This window comes from Nonomuraea sp. NPDC050404 (assembly GCF_040655495.1).
Classification (GTDB): domain Bacteria; phylum Actinomycetota; class Actinomycetes; order Streptosporangiales; family Streptosporangiaceae; genus Nonomuraea.
In genome coordinates this window covers 156708-179890 of record NZ_JBFAKB010000018.1, presented here as the reverse complement: position 1 = coordinate 179890, position 23183 = coordinate 156708, and the positions used below count along the sequence as shown (strand labels likewise).

The following is a 23183-nucleotide window of genomic DNA, read 5'->3' as shown; positions in this document are numbered from 1 at the left end:
TGTCAGCGTACGGTCACCCGCCGCGCAGGCATACGACCGCAATCCTACCCACGAGTAACTTTGCTGAACTACGCGACATACCCTAAGGTCATCGCCGTCTCCAGAACAATGCTCTACCCTGTGAAGTACCGCTGGATGGTGGGCGCCAGCAGTTCGACCAGCTCGTCGTGATCGGCGCTGGCCAGCGGTTCCAGCTTGAGCACGTACCTGGCCATGACGATGCCGAGCATCTGCGAGAAGGCCGCCTCGATCCTCAGGTGCGGCACCTCCAGCCGGTCGGCCACCTGGTACAGCAGGGCCGAGGTGAAGAACTCCCTGATCATGGCGATCGCCTGGTCGTTGCTCATCGCCGAGCGGAGCAGTGCCAGGACCGGCGCGCGGGTCTCCTCGGAGGCGGTGACGCGCAGGATCAGGCGTACCAGCCGCACGCCGATCTCCTCGCGCGGGCCTTCGAGCAGGATCGGGATGATCTCCTGAGGGTTGATCGGGAGCTGCATGGCCGCCGCGAACATGCCCTCCTTGGTGTCGAAATAGTGGTGGACGAGGGCGGGATCGACCTCGGCCTCCCTGGCGATGCCGCGTACCGTCGCCTTGTCGAAGCCCTTCTCCGCGAACACCCGCCTGGCTGCGGTGAGGATCTCGCCGCGCGTGTCGGCGGAGCCCGGCCTGCGCCCCGGCCGCCTCTTGACCGTCACTCGCCCACCCTGGCCATCATCCTGCCCGCTCTCATTTGCCCACCGCCAGGTAGACGCGCATCGGCACCGACAGCACGCCCTCCGGGAACTCCCTGCGCAGCTCGGCGCGCTGCCGCTCGACCACCTCGTCGGCGCGCTCCTGCGACAGCGCCGCCATGTAGGAGTGCGAGCGCAGGTCGAGCAGGAAGTCGTCGATGCCGATCAGCCGGGTCCACGGGATCCAGCGCTCCTCGATCACCTCGAAGGCCGAGGCGATCGGCGGCACCGACCACTGCTCCACCGCCGGCCCCCAGTACGCGGGCACCTCCCGCGCCAGCCTGGCCTCGTAGGCGGCCAGCCATTCGGCCTGGGCCGCGTGGTTGAGGTTCCAGCAGCCCACGATGGCGCCCTCGGGCCGCAGGACACGCCTGGCCTCGGCGATCGAGATCGCCGGATCCAGCCAGTGCCACGACTGGGCGTACGTCACCAGGTCGGCCACCCCGTCGGCCAGCGGCAGCGCGTTGCCGTCCGCCAGCACGGCCTCGACCCGCCTGCCCTGCTCGCCGCCGGCCTTGCTCACCAGGCGGGCCAGCATCGCCTCGCCCGGATCCACCGCGATGACCTGCGAGCCGCGCGCCCGCAGCGCCAGCGTCATGATGCCGGTGCCCGCGCCGACGTCCACCGTGGTCGCGCCGTCGAACTCGACGCCGGACACCTCGGTCACGGCGCGGTAGACCTCGTCGGGGTAGGCGGGCCTGGCCGCGTCGTAGGCGTCCGCCACGCGGTCGAAGGACCTGCCCAGATTCTTGATCGGCCCTGTGTTCATGTGCCTGCCGCCAGGTGGATCGGCCCCGTACTCATGTGCTTGCCGCCAGGTGGGTCGGCCCCGTACTGCTCATGTGCTTGCCGCCAGGTGGGTCGGCCCCGTACTGCTCATGTGCTTGCTGCCAGGTGCAATCTGGCGAAGGCCAGCGCCTCCGCCAGGTCGTCGACTCGTTCGGTACGGCTGGCCGCCTTGCGGGTGTTGATCTCCAGGACCACCAGGCCCGAATAGGCGGTGCCGGCCAGCCGCTCCAGCATCTGCGCGCACGGCTGGTTGCCCCGGCCCGGCACCAGGTGCTCGTCCTTGTTCGTCATGCCGACGCCGTCGGCCAGGTGCAGGTGCGCGAGCCTGTCGCCGAGCTTGACGGCCATCTCCATCGCGTCGGAGCCGGACACGGCGGTGTGCGACAGGTCGAGCGTGACGTGCGGGAAGTCGTAGTCGATCGGGTTCCAGTCGGGCGAGTAGGGCACCACGTCATTGCCCCTGGCCCGCAGCGGGAACATGTTCTCGACCGCGAACGTGACATTTGTCTCATCACGCATTCTGGCCAGCCCGGTCTCGAAGTCGCGGGCGTACTCGCGCTGCCAGCGGAACGGCGGATGGACCACGACCGTGGACGCGCCCAGCCGCTCGGCCGCCTTCTGCGCCTTGACCAGTTTGGCCCACGGGTCACGGCCCCATACGCGCTGGGTGACCAGCAGGCAGGGCGCGTGGATGGCCAGCACCGGTACCTCGTAGTGCTCGGACAGCCGCTCGATCACGTCGATGTCCTGGCTCACCGGATCGGCGCCGACCATGATCTCGACGCCGTCGTACCCCAGGCGGGCAGCCAGCTCGAACGCGTCAGGAGTGCGTTCCGGATATACAGAAGCGGTGGACAACGCGATCTTCGCATTGGGCACGCGGATGACATCAGCCACGTTGCCAGCCTAAGCCGGAGAAGCCGATCTGGCGCGTCAGCCCCTAGCGTTATGGCATGACACGGATAGCGAAAGGTGCGATCCCGAGCCCGAATATCTGGAATACGCCCCAGATCTACGAGCTTGAGAACCGCGCCGTCGATCCCGAAGGCGCGGCCGACACGGCGATGCGCGCCCTGCGCCCCTGGGACGACGCCACCGTGCTCGACATCGGCTGCGGCACCGGTTACCACCTGCCGATCCTGGCCGCCGACGCGGCGCGGGTGATCGGCGTGGAGCCGCACGGCGATCTGGCCACGCTGGCGCGCCGCCGCTGCGCGAGCCTGGCCAACGTGAGCGTGCACGCCGCCACGGCGCAGAACCTGCCGGTGCCCGACGCCGGGGTGGACGTGGTCATCGCGCGCTGGGCGTACTTCTTCGGTCCCGGTTGCGAGCCGGGCCTGCGGGAGTTGTCCAGAGTGGTACGGCGCGGCGGCGCGGCCTTCGTCGTGGACCTGGACGCGACGCGGGGGGCGTTCGGGCGGTGGTTCTCGCGTACCGTGCCGACGTACTCGCCCCGCGAGGTCGAGGCGTTCTGGGTCCGTCAGGGCTGGCAGCGCAAGGAGCTGGACCTGCGCATGACCTTCCAGCGGCGCGCCGACCTGGAGGCGGTGCTGCGCATCGAGTTCACGCCCGAGGTGGCCGAGCAGGCCATCGCCGAGACGCCCGGCCTCGACCTGCCCTATCCGAACGTCCTGCGCTGGCGCCATTACTGAGACTCGGGGCTTCGGGGCTTCGGGGCTTCGGGGCTTCGGGGGCTTGACCTTGACACGGGCGTCAACGTTTACCGTGGAGGCATGCGCATCGGTGAGCTGGCGGAACGCACCGGAGTGAGCACCCGCTCGCTCCGGTACTACGAACAGCACGGGCTCCTACGGGCCCGCCGCTCCACCAACGGCTACCGCTCCTACAGCGAGGACGACGTCAGGCTGGTCTCTGAGATCAGAGCCCTGCTCGCCATCGGCTTCAAGCTGGAGGAGACCCGGCCGTTCGTGGACTGCCTGCGCCAGGGCCACAGCACCGGCGGCTCCTGCGCCGCGTCGGTCGAGGTCTACGAGCGCAAGCTCAGCGAGATCGACCAGGAGATCCGCGTGCTGCTCAACCGCCGCGCAGAGGTGGCCGCCCAGCTCTCCCAAGCGTGCCCAGGATGCTTCGTAAGGGGATGAAGATGATCACGTTGACCACGGGCAATTTCGAGGAGCAGGTGCTGACGAGCGACAAGCCGGTGCTGGTCGAGTTCTGGGCCGAGTGGTGCGGACCGTGCCGGATGGTGGCGCCCGTCCTGGAGCAGATCGAGTCCGAGCACGGCCTGACGATCGGCAAGCTGAACACCGACGAGAATCCCGAGATCATGGCCCGCTACGGGGTGATGGGGATTCCGACGATGATGTTGTTCGAGAACGGCGAGCCGGTCAAGCAGATCGTCGGCGCCAAGCCCAAGCGCATGCTCGTCTCCGAACTCGGCCTGTAGCAACCCGGTTTCGAGAGGCCGGGATCTCGTCGATTGTCGGTGCCACCCGCTAGCCTGCACCGCATGGCCAAGACTGCCCCTAAGCCCGGATACCGCTGTGCCGAATGCGGCTGGCGCACCACCAAATGGGTCGGCAGGTGCGGTGAGTGCCAGGCGTGGGGCACCGTCGACGAGGATGGCGCCCGCGCGGGCGTCAACGTCGTCCAGGCGGGCGCGACCAGCGCTCCCGCGCTGCCCATCGGCCAGGTCAAGGCCGAGGTGGCGACCGCGCGCACGACCGGGGTGTCCGAGCTGGACCGGGTGCTGGGCGGCGGGCTGGTGCCCGGCGCGGTGGTGCTGCTGGCGGGCGAGCCGGGCATCGGCAAGTCCACGCTCCTGCTGGAGGCCGCGGCGCGCATCGCCGAGCGCGCGACCGTGCTCTACGTGACGGGCGAGGAGTCCGCGGCCCAGGTACGCCTGCGGGCCGACCGCATCGGCGCGATCCAGGACCAGCTCTACCTGGCCGCGGAGACGGAGCTGTCGGCCCTGGTCACGCACGTGGAGAAGGTCCAGCCCCAGTTGCTGGTGGTCGACTCGGTCCAGACGATCGGCTCGGCGCAGGCCACCGGCGTGCCCGGCGGGGTGACGCAGGTGCGGGAGGTGGCGGCCAACCTCGTACGGCTGGCCAAGGAGCGCAACATGGCCACGGTCCTGGTGGGCCACGTCACCAAGGAGGGCTCCATCGCCGGCCCCCGCACGCTGGAGCACCTGGTCGACGTGGTGCTCAACTTCGAGGGCGACCGCCACTCCAGGCTCCGCATGGTCCGCGCGATCAAGAACCGGTTCGGCCCCACCGACGAGATCGGCTGCTTCGACCTGCACGAGCGGGGCATCGAGGGCATCACCGACCCGAGCGGCCTGTTCGTCTCCCGGCGCAGCGAGCCGGTGCCCGGCACCTGCGTCACCGTCACCGTCGAGGGCACGCGCCCGCTGCCGGCCGAGGTCCAGGCCCTCGTCGCCCGTACGGACGCGCAGCAGCCCCGCCGCACGTCCTCCGGCCTGGACACCTACCGCGTGCAGATGGTCCTCGCCGTCCTGGAGCGCAGGCTCAACGCCCGGCTCGGCGGATGCGACGTGTTCACCGCGACCGTCGGCGGCATCAAACTCGCCGACCCCGCCGTGGACCTGTCGGTCATGCTCGCCGTCGCCAGCGCCGCCGGTGACAAACCGCTGCCGCCGGGGCTGGTGGCGCTGGGCGAGGTGGGACTGGCGGGCGAGTTGCGTCCCGTCAAGGACGTACGCAGGCGGCTGACCGAAGCGGCCAGGCTCGGTTTCAAACGTGCCCTCGTACCGGCCGGATCGCTCGAAGAGGGCGGCCGCAGACGCGGCGGGCAGCGCTCTCTGGTGCCCGTGGGGCCCGTGGCGTTCGCGCCCGGGTTCGAGGTCGTCCAGGCGGAGAACGTCTGGGACGCCCTCACGCATGCCACTTAGCGCGGCTAAGCTGAGCGTGACCGATCGACACGGGGGTCAGGTGGATAGGAGTCTGGATGACCGCCGTCGCGAAGCTCTGGCCGCGGTAGCGCCGGGCACACCTCTGCGCGACGGCCTGGAACGGATCCTGCGCGGGCAGACCGGCGGGCTGATCGTGCTCGGCTACAGCAAGGTCGTCGAGGAGTTGTGCAGCGGCGGTTTCGAGCTCGACGTCGAGTTCTCCGCCACCCGGCTGCGCGAGCTGGCCAAGATGGACGGCGCGATCGTGGTGAACGGCGAGCAGAAGATCGTCCGCGCCGCCGTACACCTGGTGCCCGACAACGCCATCCCCACCGACGAGTCCGGCACCCGCCACCGCACCGCCCAGCGCGTGGCCAGGCAGACGGGCCTGCCCATCATCGCGATCAGCAAGTCGATGCGCATCATCGCCCTCTACCTCGACGGCATCCGCTACGTCCTTGAGGAGTCGGCGGCCATCCTGTCCAAGGCCAACCAGGCCCTGGCCACGCTCGAACGCTACAAACACCGCCTCGACGAGGTCTCGGGCACCCTGTCCGCCCTGGAGATCGAAGACCTGGTCACGGTCAGAGACGTGGCCGCCGTGGCGCAGCGCCTGGAGATGGTCCGCCGCATCTCCGACGAGATCAAGGGCTACGTCGTCGAACTGGGCACGGACGGCCGCCTCCTGTCCCTCCAGCTGGACGAGTTGGTGGCCGGCGTCGACTCCGAACGCGAGCTGGTCATCCGCGACTACCTCCCGGCCTCCTCCGGCCGCCGCCAGCGCCGCCTCCTTGAGGCCATGCACGAGCTGGACAAGCTCTCCGGCAACGACCTGCTCGACCTGTCGGCCGTGGCCCGCGTCCTGGGCCACAGCGGCGGCGACCAGATGGACAGCCCCGTCAGCCCCCGCGGCTTCCGCCTCCTGGCCAAGGTCCCCCGCCTCCCCGCCACGGTGGTCGACCGCCTGGTCAACCACTTCGGCGGCCTGCAGAAACTCCTGGCGGCCAGCATCGACGACCTCCAGGCGGTAGGCGGCGTCGGCGAATCCCGAGCCCGCAGCGTCCGCGAGGGCTTGTCCCGCCTCGCCGAATCCTCAATCCTCGAACGCTACGTCTGAAGTCCAAAGCCCTCAGCACCCACCCCAATCCTGGTTACCGGCTTGGCCTGCGGGACCCCACCCTGAAGTGAGGGGCTTGCCAGCCCCTCACACTCCCCGGACGCAACACCCGTCACCCCTCAAGCTCCTCGGCAGGGCCGACCTCGTTCTCCGAAACCAGGCGTCTCGATGGCAACCGTGGTGGTCCTCACCACTCCAATCGTGTCGACGAACATGACGGGGCCCTGGCCGGAAGAACGACCAGGGCTCCCACCCCCAGCCCTTCAGAAGGGATCACCTGGCGAACCTGCAACCCTGACTGAGATGCGGACCGGTCGAGTTGGTCATGAAACCCAGCCAGGGCCGTTCATAAGCGAGGCACCCGTCCTTACGCCGTGCCGGGGAAGGGAATCGGGTGCGTGAGTGCCATGCCTCCACGTTAGGGACGGCGTCGCCCGCGCTGTGAGAGGGTTGCTTCAAGTTCCCCGAAGATGCCTACGCGCCGTTTCGATCTCCTCGCGCGCCGCCCTCCCGTAAACGGCTTGATCTCGAAGCGCCGCGAACGCTCGAACGAAGTAGGAGATGTCATCAGGACGGGACGACCGGAGCAGTCCGGTCCAGAACTCCTGCCGGACATGCTGCTCATCGAACAAATAGAACGCTTCGCCGGGATAAAGGCTTCTCTGATGCCCGAGAGGGATGACCCCGATGGATACGTACGGCATCGCGGTCACCTCAAGAAGCCGGTCGAACTGCTCACTCATAACCTCGGCGCCACCGATGCCGGTATAAAGCGCTGATGCCTCCAGGACGAACGAGAACGAGTTCGTCCCCGTCCCCAGCAGGCGCTGACGCACCAGCCGGTTACGCGCAGCCTGCTCAAGGTCTTCCGTGGGCAGGCCATGCAGCCGTGCATGTATCTCGAACTGGACCAAGGCGTAGCGGAAGGTCTGCAGGAATCCAGGAATGAACAGGGCCTCATAAGCGCGCAGGAGCCTGGTCCTCTCGTAGAGAGCCATGCTGCGGAGTTGAATGTGCTTCTGACCTGCCCGAAGCTCGCGCCGATACTCAAGCCACATCTGCTCTACTTCGCGGTGTGTGGCTATCAACTCCATTACCTGACCCACAGCGCCGCAGGCCGTAGCCCACACCCTGACGTCTGATTCGGTGGGTTTCTGCGTACCGTGCTCGATCTTGGAGACCTTGGTCTTGTGCCAACCGCACCGGCCCGCCAGTTCCACGCCGGTCAGCTCGGCGTCCAGCCGAAGATCGCGGAGACGGATGCCGAACGCCATTTTGGCGGCGTTCGACGGCTTGAGGTCGGACACCGTACGTCTAGAAGGGCTTGTATACGTTGTGCGGGGTGGCGATGCTCCAGGCCGCCTCAAAGGCGTCCCGGCAGAACTTCACGACATGAGAATCACGGTAGAGCTGAATCTCCGTCCGCTCATCGCTCCCGCCGAGCACGTTGAAGATGACCAGATCGTCGAGGACGAAGCAGTCGTTGCCAGGAAGCGGGAGGGTCGAAACCGAGCGGCGGGGAAGCCAGCGGAGTTCTTCTCCCGCCTCTACCGCGGGCCCCGCGATGGCGACGGCCATCCGCTGGTATTTAGAGAGCGGTTCCGAAACGACCCGCACCCGGCGTATACGCCTTCCGGCCGCAACCTCGGCCGCCACCTTGTCACGCCACGGGTCGACGAAGCGAGCAATGGCTGCTCCGTCCCTCCTCTGCCATGCGCTGAACAACTCGGCGTCGAAGGCATAGCCATCGCGAAGCTCAAGCTTCAGGAATGGCCGGCCCGCCCAGATCAGTGCCGATCTCTGCTCGGCTGAGATCAACTCCATAATGCTCCTTGGCATACTTTCGGACGAACGCGTCGATCGTGCGGCCTGAGATCTCCACGAAGGTCTCATCACTCGCCAGGCTCACAAGCTGAGCAGCGATCTTCGGACCCCGCCTCTTACCCTGGGCGATCCAAGAGTCTCCGTCAGTTGAGTAGAACGTCTCGCATTCGTCAGCCCCGTGTGAGTCGGGGTCCTTGCAGTAGAAGGTAAGCCGCGAAGCCCTGTGAGCGTTGGACGGTTGCATGAGATCACTCCTCCTGGTGCCTGGCGTACGTCCCTCTTTGGCAGACCGATGGTGATGTCAAGCGCAGATGAAGGAAGCGTCGACCGATCGCCCCCGGCACCGTAGGGCCGGGGGCTCTCGTCTTGCTGCCGGTCAGCTCAGATGATGGTCCGGGCTGTCCAGCAAGATGCGCTGCCACTCCGGGGTGACCGTCATGCCGAAGCGCTCTCGGCTCGGCTCACCCCAGCCCACCCAGCGGAAGTAGGCGTCGGTGACCTCCTCCCACAGGGAGCGCTCGCCGAGTTGGTACACCTCGAACTCCGGTTGACCGGGCTCATGGGTGACCAGCGTCCACACCTCGGGATGATCCTGGTCCACCACCCACACATAGAACTGATCGCCCTGCTGCCGGCTGGTGACCTGGAACCCGGTCAGCCCCGCCATCGCCACCAGCGCCCCGGGGGGAGCATAGGCGATCGTGCGCGGGTCTATTCGGGTGCTGGAGTACTGACCGCTGCCGTCGTCCCGTGTGGCATGGGCCGGGCGTTGACTGCGCATCATCATGTACGCGGCGAAGCCTTGGAACCGCCCGGAAGCGGTGCCATCGGGAAACACCGTGAGACGCAGTCCGTGCCCGTTCCCGAGGCCGGGGCAGTACGGCAACACGATCGTGCCGCCCGGCCTGGTCTGCTCGATCCAGTTGTGCGGCACCTGACGGATACCGCAGGTGACGTGGACTCGATCGAACGGAGCGCGGCCGGGACAACCGGCCGCGCCGTCGCCGACGACCAATTGCGCCTGGACCCCGGCATCGCTCAGGTTCTTCGCGGCGCGCTCGGCGACCTGAGGATCTACCTCGATCGAGGTCGCCACCCCCTCGTCGCCCACCAGATGTGACAGCAGCGCCGCTGTCCAGCCGGTTCCTGTGCCGACTTCCAGCACCCGGTGGCCGGGTTCTGGTTCCAGCCACCCCAGCAAGTCCGCGACGGTGCTCGGTGCGGACGCCGAAGACGTGGGCTCTCGGGCGCCTGCCCTGATCTCGCCCGTCCCGTCAGCGATCTGCGTGACGATCACGGAGTCGCTGTAGACGGCGGCCCACCATGCCTTCGGGTCGGCATCGCGGTCGATGATCTGCTCGGTCTCATCCGCGCCAAGGAGTGCTTGGGCGCGGACTGGGATGAAGGGGTGTCGCGGTACGGCCCGGATCGCGGCTTTGATGTGCTCGGTGCGGTGAGTGGCTAGCGGGATCTCCTCGATCATGCGCTCGATCCGCCACTCGACTTCTGGCCGGGTCACTTCCCGCCGCCGCCGCTACCACCGTTGCCGCCCTTGCCGCCGCCACGACGCCCGCCGCTCGGATTCTTGTCGCCCTGCTCTGGAGTGATCGGGTCAGGCTTGTGAGGTTTGTCCTTCTTCGGGTCGCCTTTGTGGCCCACGTAGGGACTCCTTCGCGAAACTCTCGACCAGTCCGCGTAACGTGACGATACAGCTACACAGCGAGAGCGGCAAGGGACTGTCCGGACTCTCACGCCTTACCTTCAGCGCCGGGTCCCCTCCTCGCTTGTCCCCCATGCGAGCTACCGGCGAATGTCCACCGTGCGGTGACGATCACGGGGTGGTCGGATCCCTAGTGTTTAGGTCATGGCCGCAGCGCCCAAGCGGCCCTCCCCCTTAACACTCAGGAGTTCACCATGCTCGGCAAGCTTCTCAAGGCCACCGCCGTCGCCACCCTCGCCTGCACCGCCGTCGGCGTCGAACTCGCCGGCACCGCCTCGGCGCAGACCTGGGACCCCTTCTCCGGCACCAAGAAGATCCAGGTCGACGGCAAGTCGGTGAACGTGTCCTGCTCCGGCGGCCCCGACGTCGGCCAGCCGACCATCGTCCTGCTGCACGGCGGCGGCGACGACCTCACCAAGATGGCCGCCCTGCAGAAGAGCCTCAGCGCCAACAACCGCGTCTGCTCCTACGACCGCCTCGGCGCCGGCGCCAGCGACAAGCCCACCGGCCCGCAGGACTTCGCCGCCACCGGCAAGATCCTCACCGGCGTCCTCGACCAGATCACCGACGACAGCCCCGTAGTGCTGGCCGGCCACTCCCTCGGCGGCCTCATCGCCGCCCGCTACGCCCCCGCCCACACCGACAAGGTCAAGGGCCTGGTCCTGCTGGACGCCACCCCCTCCACCATGATCAACGACATCTCCACCATCATCCCCAAGACCGCCAAGGGCCCCGCCGCCCAGGTACGCGCCCAGAACCTGGCCATCTTCCAGGGCCAGAACCCCGAGCAGCTCGTCATCAAGGACGGCAAGGTGCGCTCCGCCGGCGACATCCCGGTCGCCGTCCTCAAGCACGGCCAGCCCTACCTCGCCGCCATCCCCGCCTACGGCAAGAAGCTGGAGCAGGCCTGGACCGCCGGCCAGCGCAACTGGCTCGCCCTGTCCCGCGACAGCAAGCTGACCACCGCCGCCAAGGCCGGCCACTACATCCACAACGACACCCCCGACGTCGCCGTCAAGGCCATCGAGACCGTCACCGCCAAGACCGCCGCCCGCCACGCCCTCGGCAAGTGACACCACAGCCCTGCGGTCCAACGTTTTGAAACCATCCCGAACGGAGGCCCGAACGGTGCACACCCCACAGGTTTCCTGGTGTCGCAGCAGGCCCGAGCCAACGGCCCGGCACCATGGCCGACACGTCGCACCGCAGACGTCAACGCAGACGTCAACGCAGACGTCAACGCAGACGTCAACGCAGGTGGAACACCCCTTTGGGGGTACGCATCTTCCCCATCCGCGCCACAGCCACATAAGTCCCCGGCAGCGCGGCGGCAGGCTCGGCCCGGCAGTCGGAACTGGAGCGTCGCCGGTCCCATTCAAGCGACCGCACGTACGGCACCCCCCGCTGCAACTCCTTGACCTCCGCGCCCTCACCGCTCACGCAGTCGGCCGTGGACCAGATGCGGTCGGCGCCCGAGGTGATGCGGACTTCCATCGCCCGTGGCCCGACGTCGGCCGTGCACATCACCGAACCCGTGTTCACCAGGGTGACCATGAAGCCGGGACGGGCGTCGCCCGCGTAGATCTGCTCCCTGCCGCCCTGCAGGCTGAGCACCAGTTCCTCCTCCACGCACGGCTCCCCGGGGTTCCTGTGGCGTTCCACGGGGGAAGACTTCGGGGTGGGGCTGGGCGAAGGGGCGGCGGTGCCCATGGCGAGCGTGCGCAGTCCGGCCAGCAGCGGATCGGGGGCCGGTTCGCTGCTCGTACCGGAGCCGGTGCTGCTGGTGCTGTTGCTCGGTGAGGACTGTGCGCTGGACGTGCGCTGGGGGCCGCTGCCGGTGGTGGAGCACGCCCATGCCACAACGGCCACCACGACGAGCACCGCCACCAGGACGCTCATCCGGCGGCGCCAGTAGATGTCACCGCCGTCGCCACGCATCGTATCCGGGTCCATACAGCAAGCATGGTGAGCGGGCGGCGACTTAGAGTGACGACACGCCGAGACCTGTCAACTCCTCAAACGCTTGACCGCGCGGTTGATCCGAGCCTCTCGCACACCCCATACGCTTGACCGTGTGGTAGAGCCGAATCTCCTGCACACCCCCGTTCTTGACTGGTACGAGGGCAACGCCCGGGACCTTCCCTGGCGCGCCGCCGACGCAACCCCGTGGGGCGTGCTCGTCAGCGAGATCATGCTCCAGCAGACTCCGGTCGTACGCGTCCTGCCCATCTGGCACGACTGGATGCAGCGCTGGCCCACCCCCAAGGCGCTGGCCGCCGAGCAGCCCGGCGAGGCCGTACGCCATTGGGGCCGTCTCGGTTACCCGCGCAGGGCACTGCGCCTGCACGCCTGCGCCCGCGCCATCACCGACGAGCACGGCGGCGAGGTTCCCTCCGACCACGCGACCCTGCTGGCGCTGCCCGGCATCGGCGAGTACACCGCCGCCGCGGTCGCCAGCTTCGCTTACGGCGGACGGCACGCCGTGCTGGACACCAACGTCCGCCGGGTCTTCGCCAGGTCGGTCCGCGGTGAGGAGTACCCGCCGACCGCCACCTCGGCGGCCGAGCGGCGACTGGCGGAGGCACTGCTGCCCGAGCTGGGCGCGGCCCGCTGGGGGGTGGCGGTGATGGAGCTGGGGGCGCTGGTGTGCACGGCGCGCGCCCCGCGCTGCGCCGACTGCCCGATCACGCACCTTTGTGCCTGGCGCCTGGCGGGCAAGCCGCCGCACGCCGGGCCCGCGCGCAAGGGCCAGACGTACGCGGGCACCGACCGCCAGTGTCGCGGCCGGCTGCTGGAGGTGCTGCGCTCAGCGCACGGGCCGGTGCCCAAGACGGCACTGGACGTGGTGTGGAACGACCCCATCCAACGCGAACGCGCCCTGGACGGGCTCGTCTCCGACGGCCTCGCCGAAGCCCTCGACGACGGCATGTTTCGCCTTCCTCAGACATGAACATCATTATTTTTTTACGCGTTGCCGTGGCTTTCCACCCGCCGCACTTCGGCTGATGGCCCTCCAGGAAACGGCCTCTGAACCCGTCACCGGTGGCCCGCCGTTACGCGAGCCCAAGTTGACCGGCTTCCTGGTCACTGCTTGAGGCGTCTCAGGCGATCCACGGCGGGACGCCGAACTCGGCGCCATCTGGCCCGAAGGCGCGTGCGCTGCCTGGTGCGGTGACGATGGCGGTGTAACCGGTGATGGCGTCAGCCAGGACCTGTCGTACCGTGTGGGCGGGCATGACGATGGTGTCGCCGGCGGTGACCTCGTGTGTCTCGCCGTCCAGTTTCACGGTCGCCGCGCCGGCCAGCCAGTTCCACACTTGTTCGCAGTCGAAATCGTGCACGGGGCCCGCGGCACCCGGTTTGGCCTCTACCTTCCACAGGGATCCGGATGATCCTCCCTGGGTGGGTGAGGCGAAGGTGGTCATGATTCCGCCGGGGGTTTCCGAGCGTCGTGTCTCGGCGTTACGTATGACGGTCACGTCACTTATCTCCTAGAGTTAGGTAACCATGTTGTCCATATAGTTAACCAGGTTGTCTATCGTGTCAACTTACGTACCGGGCTTTGAACTTCCGTTGCGCTTGCTCCTCGCGTTCAGGCTGCTCATCGATGAGTTGCATGTCGAACTCGCGCGGCAGGGCCATCCGGACATGAGACCCATGCACGGATTCGTCATGCAGGCGATCGGCGCGGACGGCACCACGGCCGTCGAGCTGGGGCGCAGGCTGGGCGTTTCCAAACAGGCCGCCGGCAAGACCATAGACACGCTTGAGCGCGCCGGCTACGTCGAGCGCACCACCGATCCCCGGGACAGCAGAGCCAAGATCGTCCGGCTGACCCCGTACGGGCTGGACGCCCTTGACCGATCGGCCCGCATCTTCGACGCCCTGCGCGCCCGCTGGGCCGACGAACTCGGCGAGGACCGCCTGAGCGCCCTGGAGTCCGACCTGCGCAGGATGACGCCGGGCAACCCCTGGCGCCTGGACACACCCGGCTGGTTCGGCAGCCTCTAAGCCCCCGAAGACGACGACCTGGAGTCTAAGACGGTCTGGGGCCGGCAACGGTACACCGCCGCCGCCGACCCCAGACACACAACCTCACGCCCAGCACAAGGCCGAACACACACCCACGCTCACGACAGAGTCGCGGACACAAGCCCATGGTCACGACAGAGTCGCGAGCGCAGGCTCATCCTCACGACGAGGGCGGATAGGGCGTCGAGGCGCCGTACCGGGCCGTTTCATCGTCGCCGCTCAGTCGCCGGAAACCGGCCTTTTCGAGGACGCGGATCGACGGCGGGTTCGCCAGTTCCACGTTGGCGAACACCGTGTGGACACCTGGCGCGGTGAGGGCGAACTCCGTCAGCGCCCGGGTGGCCTCGGGAGCGTAGCCGCGGCCACGGCGGGAGGCGACGATCCCGTAGCCGATCTCGAGGGCGCCGTCGCCGGGCGGCCAGAACAGGCCGATCGAGCCGACCACCAGACCGCTGTCGCGCTCGATGACCAGACGGTGGCCGTACTCCCCCAGCCACGCGGGATGCTCCCCGAACAGGCCGGCGATGACCTGGTCGCCTTCGCTCGGGAAATCTTCGGCCCAGTGCACGGAACGGGTACCCGCCACGACGGCGTCCGCCTCGTCAAGGGTCCAGACCCGCAGGAGGAGGCGGTCGGTGGTCAGATCGGTGTCGTTCGGTGAAAGAAAAGAACGCACGTGAACACTCCTGGTTTCGGTGAATGACCGGCCGCGGCGTACGTTCGTACGTACATCCACGCGGCTCGGTTGAGGGCATGCTGAACAGGGCTGCTGGCAGCCATATTCATCAACCCCCCACCGTGGAGTGCTCACGGGACCCTCCCGCACCGACAGACTCTAACGCCGTCTTCTCAGTGCGGGCAAAAACAATGAGAAAGGGCAGAGACCTCAGGCGGCCAGCTGGAGACCCAGGCCGGTCAGGTTGGTGCGCGCCCAGTCCAGTTCCTCCGCCAGCAGCGACACCAGCGCCCCCGGCCCCTTGGCCCGCCCGGGAACAGTCAGGTTGTGCGTCTCGACCTCGATGTGCGCGCTGCCGCTCACCGCGCCCGACAACATGGCCGCCAGCGTGTCGTGCAGCACGACCCCCGGGCTCGGCGTCTCCCCCGTGTGGCTGTGCACGTGACCGACCTTGACGACGGGCGCGCCGGCCTCGGCCAGGCCCTTCAGCGCCGCACCCGGCTCCTCCTCGCCGCAGGCGAGGTTGCAGGCGTCCAGGGCCACACCCAGGTGCTCGGAGTCGATGCCGCACACCCGCTCAAGCGCCTGCTCGGTCGTCTCCAGCACGCACCCGGGCCACGGCTCGAAGCCGACCCTGATCGTCTTGCCGGACGTGCTGTAGATGCCGCGCAGTTCGCGGGCCAGCCGCTCCAGCCGGCGGGTGGCGATCGCGTGCAGGTCGGCGGGCCAGTCGCGACGCCAGCCGATCGGGATCGTCGAGATGCTGCCGAACCGTACGTCCTCGGGCAGCAGGAACGCCAGGATCTTGGCCAGCGCCATCGTGTACCGGTACCGCTCGGGCTTGGCCCAGTCAGGTCCGGGAACCTCCTGGTTGCGGCCGCCGGTGCCGTTGAGGCTGACGACCTCCAGGCCGCGCTCCTCCAGGGAGCGGCGCAGGCGTACGAGCTCGATGCGGTCGGCCGTGAGATGGTCGGCGACGCTCGGCGACAACCACAGCCCGACGCCCATCCGCTCCACACCCAGCCGCTTACGGACCGGGACCGCGTAGCGGGTCAGGTGGGCGATGAGGTTCTCCAGGTCCTCAGCGGGGTGGACGCCTGCGTTGTAGGCGAGGTGAACGAGCGTTCCGTCATCGTGACGCAGGCGCATCGGTTTCCTCCACGGCTTGCTTTAGTGTTCCCGTCGCCCGCCTCGGACGTGCGAACCATGCGAGCATGCCTGATTACGGGTGGCACGCGCGTCCACCCTGAGTTGATTTCGCACTACTCCCGTGGGAGCAGCCCTCAGCTTCGGAACGCGGCCTTGCGGCTCGCTCGGCTCTAACTTGGCGAAGCTCTACACAGTGTAGTACTACTCGCGGTGGTGGTATACCCGCTCACCCAACAATTCCGCAACGACGCAACCCACCGCGTTTACCCGCCCGCCTCGGCGATTCGCCCACCCAAGTTCTCGCACACCCATCTGACGGCGCAGCGGCACGAGTTGTGACAGATTACTGACTTCTCCACCCCCTAAGAGGCAGAAGATCAAGAAACCCACCCACGCGTACGGCCTCCCACCGTCCCCCTCACTCAGTCAGCAACCTCCACAGGCCCCCCACAGACACCGCAAGCACCACCCACCGAACGGACCACACCGTGTCTTGCCGCGGGGTTACGGGTTATGTCCGTCGGATGGATAGATCGGGCCCCGAACGGCACGACGCAGCACAGCACGTGGACCAGGGCGCGTCGCAACACGGCAACGTAGGAGCACGGCACGGTGCGCCACAGCACGGCACAAGCGCACCCCAGCCCAGCGCGACGCAGCACATCCGAGTGCGTGACACCTTTCAGCGTGCCCTGTACATCGCAGCGCGTGGCACCTCCCAGCGTGCCCACCACATCGCACGCGCAGCACGCACGCACCACGTCCCCCGGCCGGGACCTCCCCAAAGGAAGGCATGCGAGCGCTCCCATGGAGCCCGCAGGAAGGATCTCAGCGCCGCTGGAGCCCCAACCCGCCAACCCCACAGCACGCCCGAACAGGCCACACCGCCCCAGCCCACACCACGCCCGGAACACGCCGCGCCCAGGCTCGCCCAAGCCACCGGCGTCTGGAGGAGCCAGTGTCTACCGGGGGCCCTAGAAGCCGGTGCCACCGGACCCCGACGGAGTCGGAGGCGCCAGATACCGGAGGAGCTGGTGCCTTCGGACCCGACTGGACCGGCACCACCACACGCCAGAGAAACCGACGCCTTCGGACCCCGACCGAGCCAAGCACCACCGCACCCCAGAGAAGCCGGTGCCACCGAACCCCGACAGCGCCAGCACCACCACACCCCAGAAAAGCCGACGCCACCGGGCCCCGACGGAGGTGGTGGTAGTGGTGGCATGTGAAAGGCCCCCGCGTGGATGTCTCACGCGGGGGCCTTCGTTGGACCCGTCAGACCCGGGGGTCTGGGTTAGTTCTGGATCGGGGCGGCGATGGCGGCGGCCGAGTCGGGTACCTTCGAGGCCGTTTCGCCCTTGAAGATGAACTTGGCGTTGTCGCCTTCGCCCTCGATCGTCACCTTAACGACCTGGCCGGGCCGGAGCTCGCCGTAGAGGATCTTCTCCGACAGCGAGTCTTCCAGCTCCCGCTGGATCGTACGGCGCAGCGGCCGAGCGCCCATGACCGGGTCGTAGCCGCGGTCGGCGAGCAGCTGCTTGGCGTCGGGTGAGACGTCGAGCCCCATGTCGCGGTCCTTCAGCCTGGCGTCCACCTGGTTGAGCATCAGATCCACGATCTTGATGATCTCGTTGGGCGTGAGCTGGTGGAAGACCACGATGTCGTCGACACGGTTGAGGAACTCGGGCCGGAAGTGCTGCTTGAGCTCCTCCTGCACCTTGGACTTCATCCGGTCGTAGTTGGAGTCGGCGTCGTTGGACTTCGCGAACCCGACCCCGATGCCCTTGGAGATGTCGCGGGTGCCGAGGTTGGTGGTCATGATGATGACCGTGTTCTTGAAGTCGACCACCCGGCCCTGGGCGTCGGTCAGGCGACCGTCTTCCAGGATCTGCAGCAGCGAGTTGAAGATGTCGGGGTGGGCCTTCTCGATCTCGTCGAACAGGACCACGGAGAACGGCTTGCGCCGCACCTTCTCGGTGAGCTGGCCGCCCTCCTCGTAGCCGACGTAGCCGGGAGGCGAGCCGAACAGCCTGGAGACGGTGTGCTTCTCCATGAACTCCGACATGTCCAGGCTGATCAGAGCGTCTTCGTCGCCGAAGAGGAACTCAGCCAGAGCCTTGGACAGCTCGGTCTTACCGACACCCGAGGGGCCGGCGAAGATGAACGAGCCACCGGGACGGCGCGGGTCCTTCAGACCGGCGCGGGTACGCCGGATGGAGCGCGACAGGCCCTTGATGGCGTCGTCCTGACCGATGATCCGCTTGTGGAGCTCGTCCTCCATGCGGAGCAGGCGCGCCGACTCCTCCTCGGTCAGCTTGAAGACCGGGATGCCGGTGGCGGTCGCCAGGACCTCGGCGATGAGCTCCTGAGTGACCTCGGCCACGACGTCCATGTCGCCGGCCTTCCACTCCTTCTCCCGCCGCTCGCGCTTGAGCTGCAGCTGCTTCTCCTGGTCGCGGAGAGCAGCGGCCTTCTCGAAGTCCTGCGCGTCGATCGCGGACTCCTTGTCGCGACGGACGTTGGCGATCTTCTCGTCGTACTCGCGCAGGTCCGGCGGGGCGGTCATCCTGCGGATGCGCATCCTGGAGCCGGCCTCGTCGATGAGGTCGATCGCCTTATCGGGCAGGTAGCGGTCGCTGATGTAGCGGTCGGCCAGCTGCGCGGCGGCCACCAGCGCGTCGTCGGTGATGGACACGCGGTGGTGCGCCTCGTAGCGGTCGCGCAGGCCCTTGAGGATCTCGATCGTGTGGCTGAGCGAGGGCTCGGCCACCTGAATCGGCTGGAAGCGCCGCTCCAGCGCCGCGTCCTTCTCCAGGTACTTGCGGTATTCGTCCAGCGTGGTCGCGCCGATCGTCTGCAGCTCGCCGCGGGCCAGCATGGGCTTGAGGATGCTGGCGGCGTCTATTGCGCCTTCGGCCGCACCCGCGCCGACGAGCGTGTGCAACTCGTCGATGAACAGGATGATGTCGCCACGCGTGCGGATCTCCTTGAGCACCTTCTTCAGGCGCTCTTCGAAGTCACCGCGGTAGCGGGAGCCGGCGACCAGGGCGCCGAGGTCAAGCGTGTAGAGCTGCTTGTCCTTCAGCGTCTCGGGCACCTCGCCCCTGACGATCTTCTGCGACAGGCCCTCGACGACGGCGGTCTTGCCGACGCCGGGCTCGCCGATGAGAACGGGGTTGTTCTTGGTCCTCCTGGAGAGGACCTGCATGACCCGCTCGATCTCCTTCTCACGGCCGATGACCGGATCCAGCTTGCCCTCGCGGGCGGCCTGGGTCAGGTTGCGGCCGAACTGGTCGAGCACCAGGGAGGTCGACGGGGCCGACTCCTGCGGACCGCCCGCCGCGGCCGGCTCCTTGCCCTGGTAACCGTGGAGCAACTGGATGACCTGCTGCCTCACACGGTTGAGATCAGCTCCAAGCTTGACCAGCACCTGGGCCGCCACACCTTCACCCTCACGGATGAGCCCGAGCAGGATGTGCTCGGTGCCGATGTAGTTGTGACCCAGCTGCAAAGCCTCACGGAGCGACAGCTCGAGGACCTTCTTGGCCCGCGGGGTGAACGGAATGTGCCCCGACGGAGCCGACTGGCCCTGGCCGATGATCTCCTCGACCTGCTGGCGCACACCCTCAAGGCTGATGCCGAGGCTCTCCAGAGCCTTGGCGGCTACGCCCTCACCTTCATGGATCAAACCAAGAAGAATGTGCTCAGTGCCGATGTAGTTGTGGTTGAGCATCCTGGCCTCTTCTTGGGCCAAGACGACAACACGCCTCGCTCGGTCGGTGAACCTCTCGAACATCTCGTCGCTCCTCACAGAGCGGTCAGTCAGGCCGGTAAATCCGGTCCCGTCCTCCCGCATGCTAGCCCTGGCTCGGCAACCCGTGCCCACTGCCGCTGACACGCTCTATATCAGAGACGTTCCCCGAGAGCAGGGCGTTCACCCTCCATCCAACTACTGTTCGGGGGTGACGTGTTCCCGATACGCCGCAAGCGAACGATGTTTAGGGCGCTTCACGGAAGCGGCTGTAAATTGCCCCCCACGGCGTAGCGGATCCCACACGGATCTGCCTTCGGACGCCAGGCGTGGAGCCGGCGCGGGGACGCCACTTCGCCTGTGCATCTCACATGCCACTGTCAGTATCTGTTGCGTAATCATCTTATGTCGGCGGCGACGCCGGGGCCAAGCGAGCGCGCTACGCCTTGAGCACAACAGGGCACGCACCGCACTGCCTCCAGGTCACCCCTACCAGAACGTACAGACGGCAATGAGAAATCCCCGTCCGTGAACGTCGAACGTCCCCGAGCTTCGAACGTCCGTGAACGTCTCAGCGTCCCTGAACGTCCCAGCGTCCCTGAACGTCGCAGCGTCTCTCAACGTCGCAGCGTCCTGAACGTCGAAATCTCGCGGCGGGGTCAGCCGCGAGGGGCCTGGTAGCGGGCGATGAGTTCGTCGGGGAGTTGCCTGACCCGGGCGACGTCGGCTCCGTGCCCGGTCAGCACCCGGACCGCCCCGCTCTCCCCCTCCCCGCTCTCCCCCTCCCCGCTCTCCCCCTCGCGCAGCAGCCCGAGCAGAAGGTGCTCGGTGCCGATGTAGTCCACACCCCGCTGCACGGCCTCCTCGTACGACCCCAGCAGTGCCTGGTTGGCCCGCGGACTGAACGGAAGGTGCCCCGCCGGGGCGGTCTGCCCCGGGCCGACGATCTCCACGGCCTGCCGGCGCGCGCTCTCAAGGGTGACGCCCACGCTCCCGAGAATCTGCGCGCCGATGCCCTCGCCCTCACGAATCAGGCCGAGGAGAACGTGCTCGGTGCCGATGCGGCTGTGGTTGAGCGCCCTGGTCTCCTCCTGGGCCAGGATGACGACCCGCCTCGCCCGGTTGGTGAACTTCTCAAACATCCCCTTGCTCCTCACACAGCGGTCGATCGGTCCGGGTGAACCCGATTTCGTCCTCGCGCATGCTAGTGGCCGCGGATTGCGTGATCTTCGGGTGCGTGAGCGGCGCCATGACGATACATACCGCCGAGCCCCCCATCCCGTACGGACGGTAATCGGCAATCTCACCATCCGGTCAGCCGGGTTACCGGACCCGTTTCGCGCTATGAGACGCTGTCTCCACGAGCCCGCCTCGCATTCGCGCACTTGCACGTGCACGGGAATCTCAAACCGGCGCACACAAGCGGCGTCGGCATTGTGCGTGGATGCACGGTAGAAGCGCCCTTTGTGGGAGAGGTGCTCACACTTGCCGCTTATGCCCGGCTTGTCGCATCCGCTCGGCCGAGGTTTTCCGGCACCGGCGGAACCGTACGGCGCCGGCGTTTCGAGGGTGGCGCGCCCGCCGGGAACGGGTTTCGCGTCGATCGGGCGCGGGTTTCAGCGGGTTTCATGGGCGGCGCGCCAGTCGGGATCGGGCTTAGCGCCAGTCGGGATCCCGGCTTAACTGTTACAGCGTGTGAAGGGCGGCGCGGGGTTAACCGCTTGCCGGATTTCGCCATGGCCCGTTCCACGGGGTACGGGGAGGCGTCGGTGAAGTCACAAAAGCCCGTGCCGCAAGGGCAATGTGGGCGGCCGCCCTGTCGTACGGGCCGAGCGTACGTTGAATGGGGCATGGCCGCCACACACGGCATTCCGCGCACAGAGCGCGACGCCATCACATATGTGACACCGGCCCGGAGGAATCGGCGCCGCTGATGAGCCGGGACGTGCGCCCCAAAACGCCCGCATATGGGCGGCGCCTCAGGAGATCATCTTCCGCGGCTCCCCGCATTCGGGAACGCCACAGAAACGATCATGCGCTTATGGCGGCCGCCGGGGTCCAAGGCGAACATCATAAGCGCATGGTCGGGGACGGCCCCTTAGTGTGCGGCTTCGTACTTCTCCACGACGGTGGAGGCGATGCGGCCGCGCTCGCTGACCGGCAGGCCGTGAGCCTTGGCCCACTGCCGGATCTCGGAGCTCTTCTCGCGGCTCATCGCACGGTTGCCGCCACGGCCGCGGCGACGCGTGGTCACGGCGCCTGCCCTGCGCGCGGACTGCACGAAAGGCGTGAGAGCGTCCCTCAGCTTCTTCGCGTTAAGGTCGCTGAGGTCAATCTCATAGGAGGAGCCGTCAATAGCGAAGCTGACCGTCTCATTGGCCTCGCCCCCATCGAGGTCATCGATGAGAATCTCCTGGATCTGCTTGGCCATGTACGCAATCCTTTCGCGGAGCATTGTTTCATTCGCCTGCCCAAACATATACCCGGAAAGGCGTGGAGACAATTCAGCGCTACGGGGATTCGGCTGACTAGCCGATCAGTTCTGCGCCTCGGGCTGATCCTCGCGGTTTCGACGGCCCGCCACGGCCTCGGATCGGAGCAGCTTCACTACGCCAAAGATGAAGGCGCCACCCACCACAGCAGGGGGGATGAGCGCTGACAATACGTCTGTTAGGGCTTCCATTCGGCCTCGCCTCCACGGCTGACGGGGTTTCCGGGGGCTCATTAAGCGCTGAGCGTGACCCGGTGGGCGGGCCCCCGCATGACACGCAGGCGACAACCACCCGTACCCGACCATAGCGGCACACAGATGCCCTGCGTGTCGCAGGGGCGCCAACATCCGGCAACCCGGACGCCCCACAGCCTAATGCCAGTCTCTCCAGGCTCCTTACCGGATCAAGCGAAAATTTTGCGTAAAGGCATCGCCCCAGGCGGATGGCTCAGCGAAGATCTTTTACGACGCGCGTTCCGCCCAGCCGGTCGTGTGGACCGCGCTCGAGCGGCTTGTCCATCAGGATGAGCAGCCCCACGCCGAACAGCAGCATTCCGGCCAGCAGATTGACCACCGGAATGCCCATCAGCATCACGGGAGCGGGATAGACGAGCGTGCGTTTGAGCAGAACACGGGGCGGATGGTCCCCCGGCGCCAGACGAATCCTCATGATCGCCTTACCGAACGTCCGCCCGTGCCTGGAATGCGCCCACCAGTCGTAGCCCGCATAAGCCAGCCCTGCCGCCAACCACGCGAAGACGCCCGGCAGGCGCCCGCCGAACACCTCCGCCATCCCGACAGTTCGGAAGAAGCCCCACAGCGCGATGAACAGAATGTAATAGAAGACCCCGAAGACGAGCGCTTCAATCAGCCTGGCGGCCAGCCGTTCCCACCATTCCGCGGGCTGCGGGCCGGACCACGGCGCCGTCCCGGCCATAACTCCCACCTCGCGTCATCGGCGGCTCGGGTCTCTAACCATTTCTACAGAACCCGCGGACATAACACAGGGGCCGGCGGGAAGCCGGC

At 67.4% G+C, this 23183-nt stretch carries 22 protein-coding genes and 1 pseudogene; 8 read left to right on the top strand and 15 right to left on the bottom strand.

Annotation, left to right across the window (positions count from 1 at the left end):
• Window positions 1–113: 113 nt before the first annotated feature.
• The 3 genes from AB0I81_RS40745 to AB0I81_RS40735 all read right to left on the bottom strand — a co-directional run bounded on the left by AB0I81_RS40745 (window position 114) and on the right by AB0I81_RS40735 (window position 2417).
• Entirely contained in the window at window positions 114–695 is a 582-nt protein-coding gene (locus AB0I81_RS40745; protein ID WP_360668846.1) for a TetR family transcriptional regulator, read from the bottom strand.
• A 31-nt stretch (window positions 696–726) separates the two neighbouring features.
• Window positions 727–1500 (bottom strand): class I SAM-dependent methyltransferase, encoded by a 774-nt coding sequence (locus AB0I81_RS40740; protein WP_360668843.1) that lies wholly within the window; start codon window positions 1498–1500, stop codon window positions 727–729.
• Window positions 1501–1607: 107 nt separating this feature from the next.
• Window positions 1608–2417, bottom strand: coding sequence for a sugar phosphate isomerase/epimerase (locus AB0I81_RS40735; protein ID WP_360668840.1), 810 nt, complete (start codon window positions 2415–2417; stop codon window positions 1608–1610).
• A 56-nt stretch (window positions 2418–2473) separates the two neighbouring features.
• Here AB0I81_RS40735 and AB0I81_RS40730 point away from each other — a divergent pair, with 56 nt between their 5' ends.
• The 5 genes from AB0I81_RS40730 to disA all read left to right on the top strand — a co-directional run bounded on the left by AB0I81_RS40730 (window position 2474) and on the right by disA (window position 6514).
• Entirely contained in the window at window positions 2474–3172 is a 699-nt protein-coding gene (locus tag AB0I81_RS40730; protein ID WP_360668838.1) for a class I SAM-dependent methyltransferase, read from the top strand.
• A gap of 81 nt (window positions 3173–3253) precedes the next feature.
• Window positions 3254–3622: a MerR family transcriptional regulator gene (locus AB0I81_RS40725; protein ID WP_360668835.1), complete on the top strand. Its 369-nt coding sequence runs from the start codon at window positions 3254–3256 to the stop codon at window positions 3620–3622.
• Window positions 3623–3624: 2 nt separating this feature from the next.
• The gene (gene trxA, locus AB0I81_RS40720; protein WP_360668832.1) at window positions 3625–3927 is read left to right on the top strand and encodes a thioredoxin; all 303 of its coding nucleotides are present in this window, start codon (window positions 3625–3627) and stop codon (window positions 3925–3927) included.
• Between the two features lie 63 nt (window positions 3928–3990).
• Window positions 3991–5397, top strand: a complete 1407-nt coding sequence (radA, locus tag AB0I81_RS40715) for a DNA repair protein RadA (protein ID WP_360668829.1) — start codon at window positions 3991–3993, stop codon at window positions 5395–5397.
• Between the two features lie 40 nt (window positions 5398–5437).
• Window positions 5438–6514, top strand: a complete 1077-nt coding sequence (gene disA / locus AB0I81_RS40710; protein ID WP_360668826.1) for a DNA integrity scanning diadenylate cyclase DisA — start codon at window positions 5438–5440, stop codon at window positions 6512–6514.
• 455 nt (window positions 6515–6969) lie between these two features.
• Here disA and AB0I81_RS40705 read toward each other — a convergent pair whose 3' ends face one another.
• The 4 genes from AB0I81_RS40705 to AB0I81_RS40690 form a co-directional block, all read right to left on the bottom strand.
• Window positions 6970–7821, bottom strand: a complete 852-nt coding sequence (locus AB0I81_RS40705; RefSeq protein WP_360668823.1) for a helix-turn-helix transcriptional regulator — start codon at window positions 7819–7821, stop codon at window positions 6970–6972.
• Between the two features lie 7 nt (window positions 7822–7828).
• The gene (locus tag AB0I81_RS40700) at window positions 7829–8338 is read right to left on the bottom strand and encodes a DUF6879 family protein (protein ID WP_360668820.1); all 510 of its coding nucleotides are present in this window, start codon (window positions 8336–8338) and stop codon (window positions 7829–7831) included.
• A gap of 376 nt (window positions 8339–8714) precedes the next feature.
• Window positions 8715–9857: a methyltransferase domain-containing protein gene (locus tag AB0I81_RS40695; RefSeq protein WP_360668816.1), complete on the bottom strand. Its 1143-nt coding sequence runs from the start codon at window positions 9855–9857 to the stop codon at window positions 8715–8717.
• Window positions 9854–9997, bottom strand: coding sequence for a hypothetical protein (locus AB0I81_RS40690; RefSeq protein WP_360668813.1), 144 nt, complete (start codon window positions 9995–9997; stop codon window positions 9854–9856). Before AB0I81_RS40690 ends, AB0I81_RS40695 begins: the two co-directional genes overlap by 4 nt.
• A gap of 255 nt (window positions 9998–10252) precedes the next feature.
• Here AB0I81_RS40690 and AB0I81_RS40685 point away from each other — a divergent pair, with 255 nt between their 5' ends.
• Complete coding sequence (locus tag AB0I81_RS40685) at window positions 10253–11131, top strand: alpha/beta hydrolase (protein WP_360668811.1); 879 nt, start codon at window positions 10253–10255, stop codon at window positions 11129–11131.
• Between the two features lie 175 nt (window positions 11132–11306).
• Here AB0I81_RS40685 and AB0I81_RS40680 read toward each other — a convergent pair whose 3' ends face one another.
• Window positions 11307–12011: a hypothetical protein gene (locus tag AB0I81_RS40680; protein ID WP_360668808.1), complete on the bottom strand. Its 705-nt coding sequence runs from the start codon at window positions 12009–12011 to the stop codon at window positions 11307–11309.
• A gap of 121 nt (window positions 12012–12132) precedes the next feature.
• Between AB0I81_RS40680 and AB0I81_RS40675 the strand changes: the two genes are divergently transcribed.
• Window positions 12133–13008 carry an A/G-specific adenine glycosylase gene (locus tag AB0I81_RS40675; protein WP_360668805.1) on the top strand — a complete coding sequence of 292 codons (876 nt, stop codon included), beginning with the start codon at window positions 12133–12135 and terminating at the stop codon, window positions 13006–13008.
• 151 nt (window positions 13009–13159) lie between these two features.
• Here the strand turns inward: AB0I81_RS40675 and AB0I81_RS40670 are convergent, their stop codons facing one another.
• Complete coding sequence (locus tag AB0I81_RS40670; RefSeq protein ID WP_360668802.1) at window positions 13160–13537, bottom strand: cupin domain-containing protein; 378 nt, start codon at window positions 13535–13537, stop codon at window positions 13160–13162.
• 94 nt (window positions 13538–13631) lie between these two features.
• Between AB0I81_RS40670 and AB0I81_RS40665 the strand changes: the two genes are divergently transcribed.
• A complete protein-coding gene (locus tag AB0I81_RS40665; RefSeq protein WP_360668799.1) occupies window positions 13632–14069 on the top strand; it encodes a MarR family winged helix-turn-helix transcriptional regulator in 438 nt (145 codons plus the stop codon).
• A gap of 181 nt (window positions 14070–14250) precedes the next feature.
• Here the strand turns inward: AB0I81_RS40665 and AB0I81_RS40660 are convergent, their stop codons facing one another.
• The 6 genes and pseudogenes from AB0I81_RS40660 to AB0I81_RS40635 form a co-directional block, all read right to left on the bottom strand.
• Window positions 14251–14766, bottom strand: a complete 516-nt coding sequence (locus AB0I81_RS40660) for a GNAT family N-acetyltransferase (RefSeq protein ID WP_360668796.1) — start codon at window positions 14764–14766, stop codon at window positions 14251–14253.
• A 210-nt stretch (window positions 14767–14976) separates the two neighbouring features.
• Window positions 14977–15915 carry a TIM barrel protein gene (locus AB0I81_RS40655; RefSeq protein ID WP_360668793.1) on the bottom strand — a complete coding sequence of 313 codons (939 nt, stop codon included), beginning with the start codon at window positions 15913–15915 and terminating at the stop codon, window positions 14977–14979.
• A 1294-nt stretch (window positions 15916–17209) separates the two neighbouring features.
• A complete protein-coding gene (locus tag AB0I81_RS40650; protein WP_360668790.1) occupies window positions 17210–19711 on the bottom strand; it encodes an ATP-dependent Clp protease ATP-binding subunit in 2502 nt (833 codons plus the stop codon).
• 629 nt (window positions 19712–20340) lie between these two features.
• Window positions 20341–20808: pseudogene (locus AB0I81_RS40645) on the bottom strand (Clp protease N-terminal domain-containing protein); the annotation flags it as partial.
• Window positions 20809–21764: 956 nt separating this feature from the next.
• Window positions 21765–22097, bottom strand: coding sequence for an Lsr2 family protein (locus AB0I81_RS40640; protein ID WP_360668788.1), 333 nt, complete (start codon window positions 22095–22097; stop codon window positions 21765–21767).
• A 508-nt stretch (window positions 22098–22605) separates the two neighbouring features.
• Window positions 22606–23094 (bottom strand): RDD family protein, encoded by a 489-nt coding sequence (locus AB0I81_RS40635; RefSeq protein ID WP_360668786.1) that lies wholly within the window; start codon window positions 23092–23094, stop codon window positions 22606–22608.
• Between the last annotated feature and the right edge of the window lie 89 nt (window positions 23095–23183).

Coding starts and splice junctions, on each gene's coding strand:
- trxA (WP_360668832.1), top strand. CDS start 3,625: ATGATCACGTTGACCACGGGCAATTTCGAGGAGCAGGTGCTGACGAGC.
- AB0I81_RS40650 (WP_360668790.1), bottom strand. CDS start 19,711: ATGTTCGAGAGGTTCACCGACCGAGCGAGGCGTGTTGTCGTCTTGGCC.
- AB0I81_RS40740 (WP_360668843.1), bottom strand. CDS start 1,500: ATGAACACAGGGCCGATCAAGAATCTGGGCAGGTCCTTCGACCGCGTG.
- AB0I81_RS40685 (WP_360668811.1), top strand. CDS start 10,253: ATGCTCGGCAAGCTTCTCAAGGCCACCGCCGTCGCCACCCTCGCCTGC.
- AB0I81_RS40655 (WP_360668793.1), bottom strand. CDS start 15,915: ATGCGCCTGCGTCACGATGACGGAACGCTCGTTCACCTCGCCTACAAC.
- AB0I81_RS40635 (WP_360668786.1), bottom strand. CDS start 23,094: ATGGCCGGGACGGCGCCGTGGTCCGGCCCGCAGCCCGCGGAATGGTGG.
- AB0I81_RS40725 (WP_360668835.1), top strand. CDS start 3,254: ATGCGCATCGGTGAGCTGGCGGAACGCACCGGAGTGAGCACCCGCTCG.
- AB0I81_RS40730 (WP_360668838.1), top strand. CDS start 2,474: ATGACACGGATAGCGAAAGGTGCGATCCCGAGCCCGAATATCTGGAAT.
- AB0I81_RS40700 (WP_360668820.1), bottom strand. CDS start 8,338: ATGGAGTTGATCTCAGCCGAGCAGAGATCGGCACTGATCTGGGCGGGC.
- radA (WP_360668829.1), top strand. CDS start 3,991: ATGGCCAAGACTGCCCCTAAGCCCGGATACCGCTGTGCCGAATGCGGC.
- AB0I81_RS40640 (WP_360668788.1), bottom strand. CDS start 22,097: ATGGCCAAGCAGATCCAGGAGATTCTCATCGATGACCTCGATGGGGGC.
- AB0I81_RS40680 (WP_360668808.1), bottom strand. CDS start 12,011: ATGGACCCGGATACGATGCGTGGCGACGGCGGTGACATCTACTGGCGC.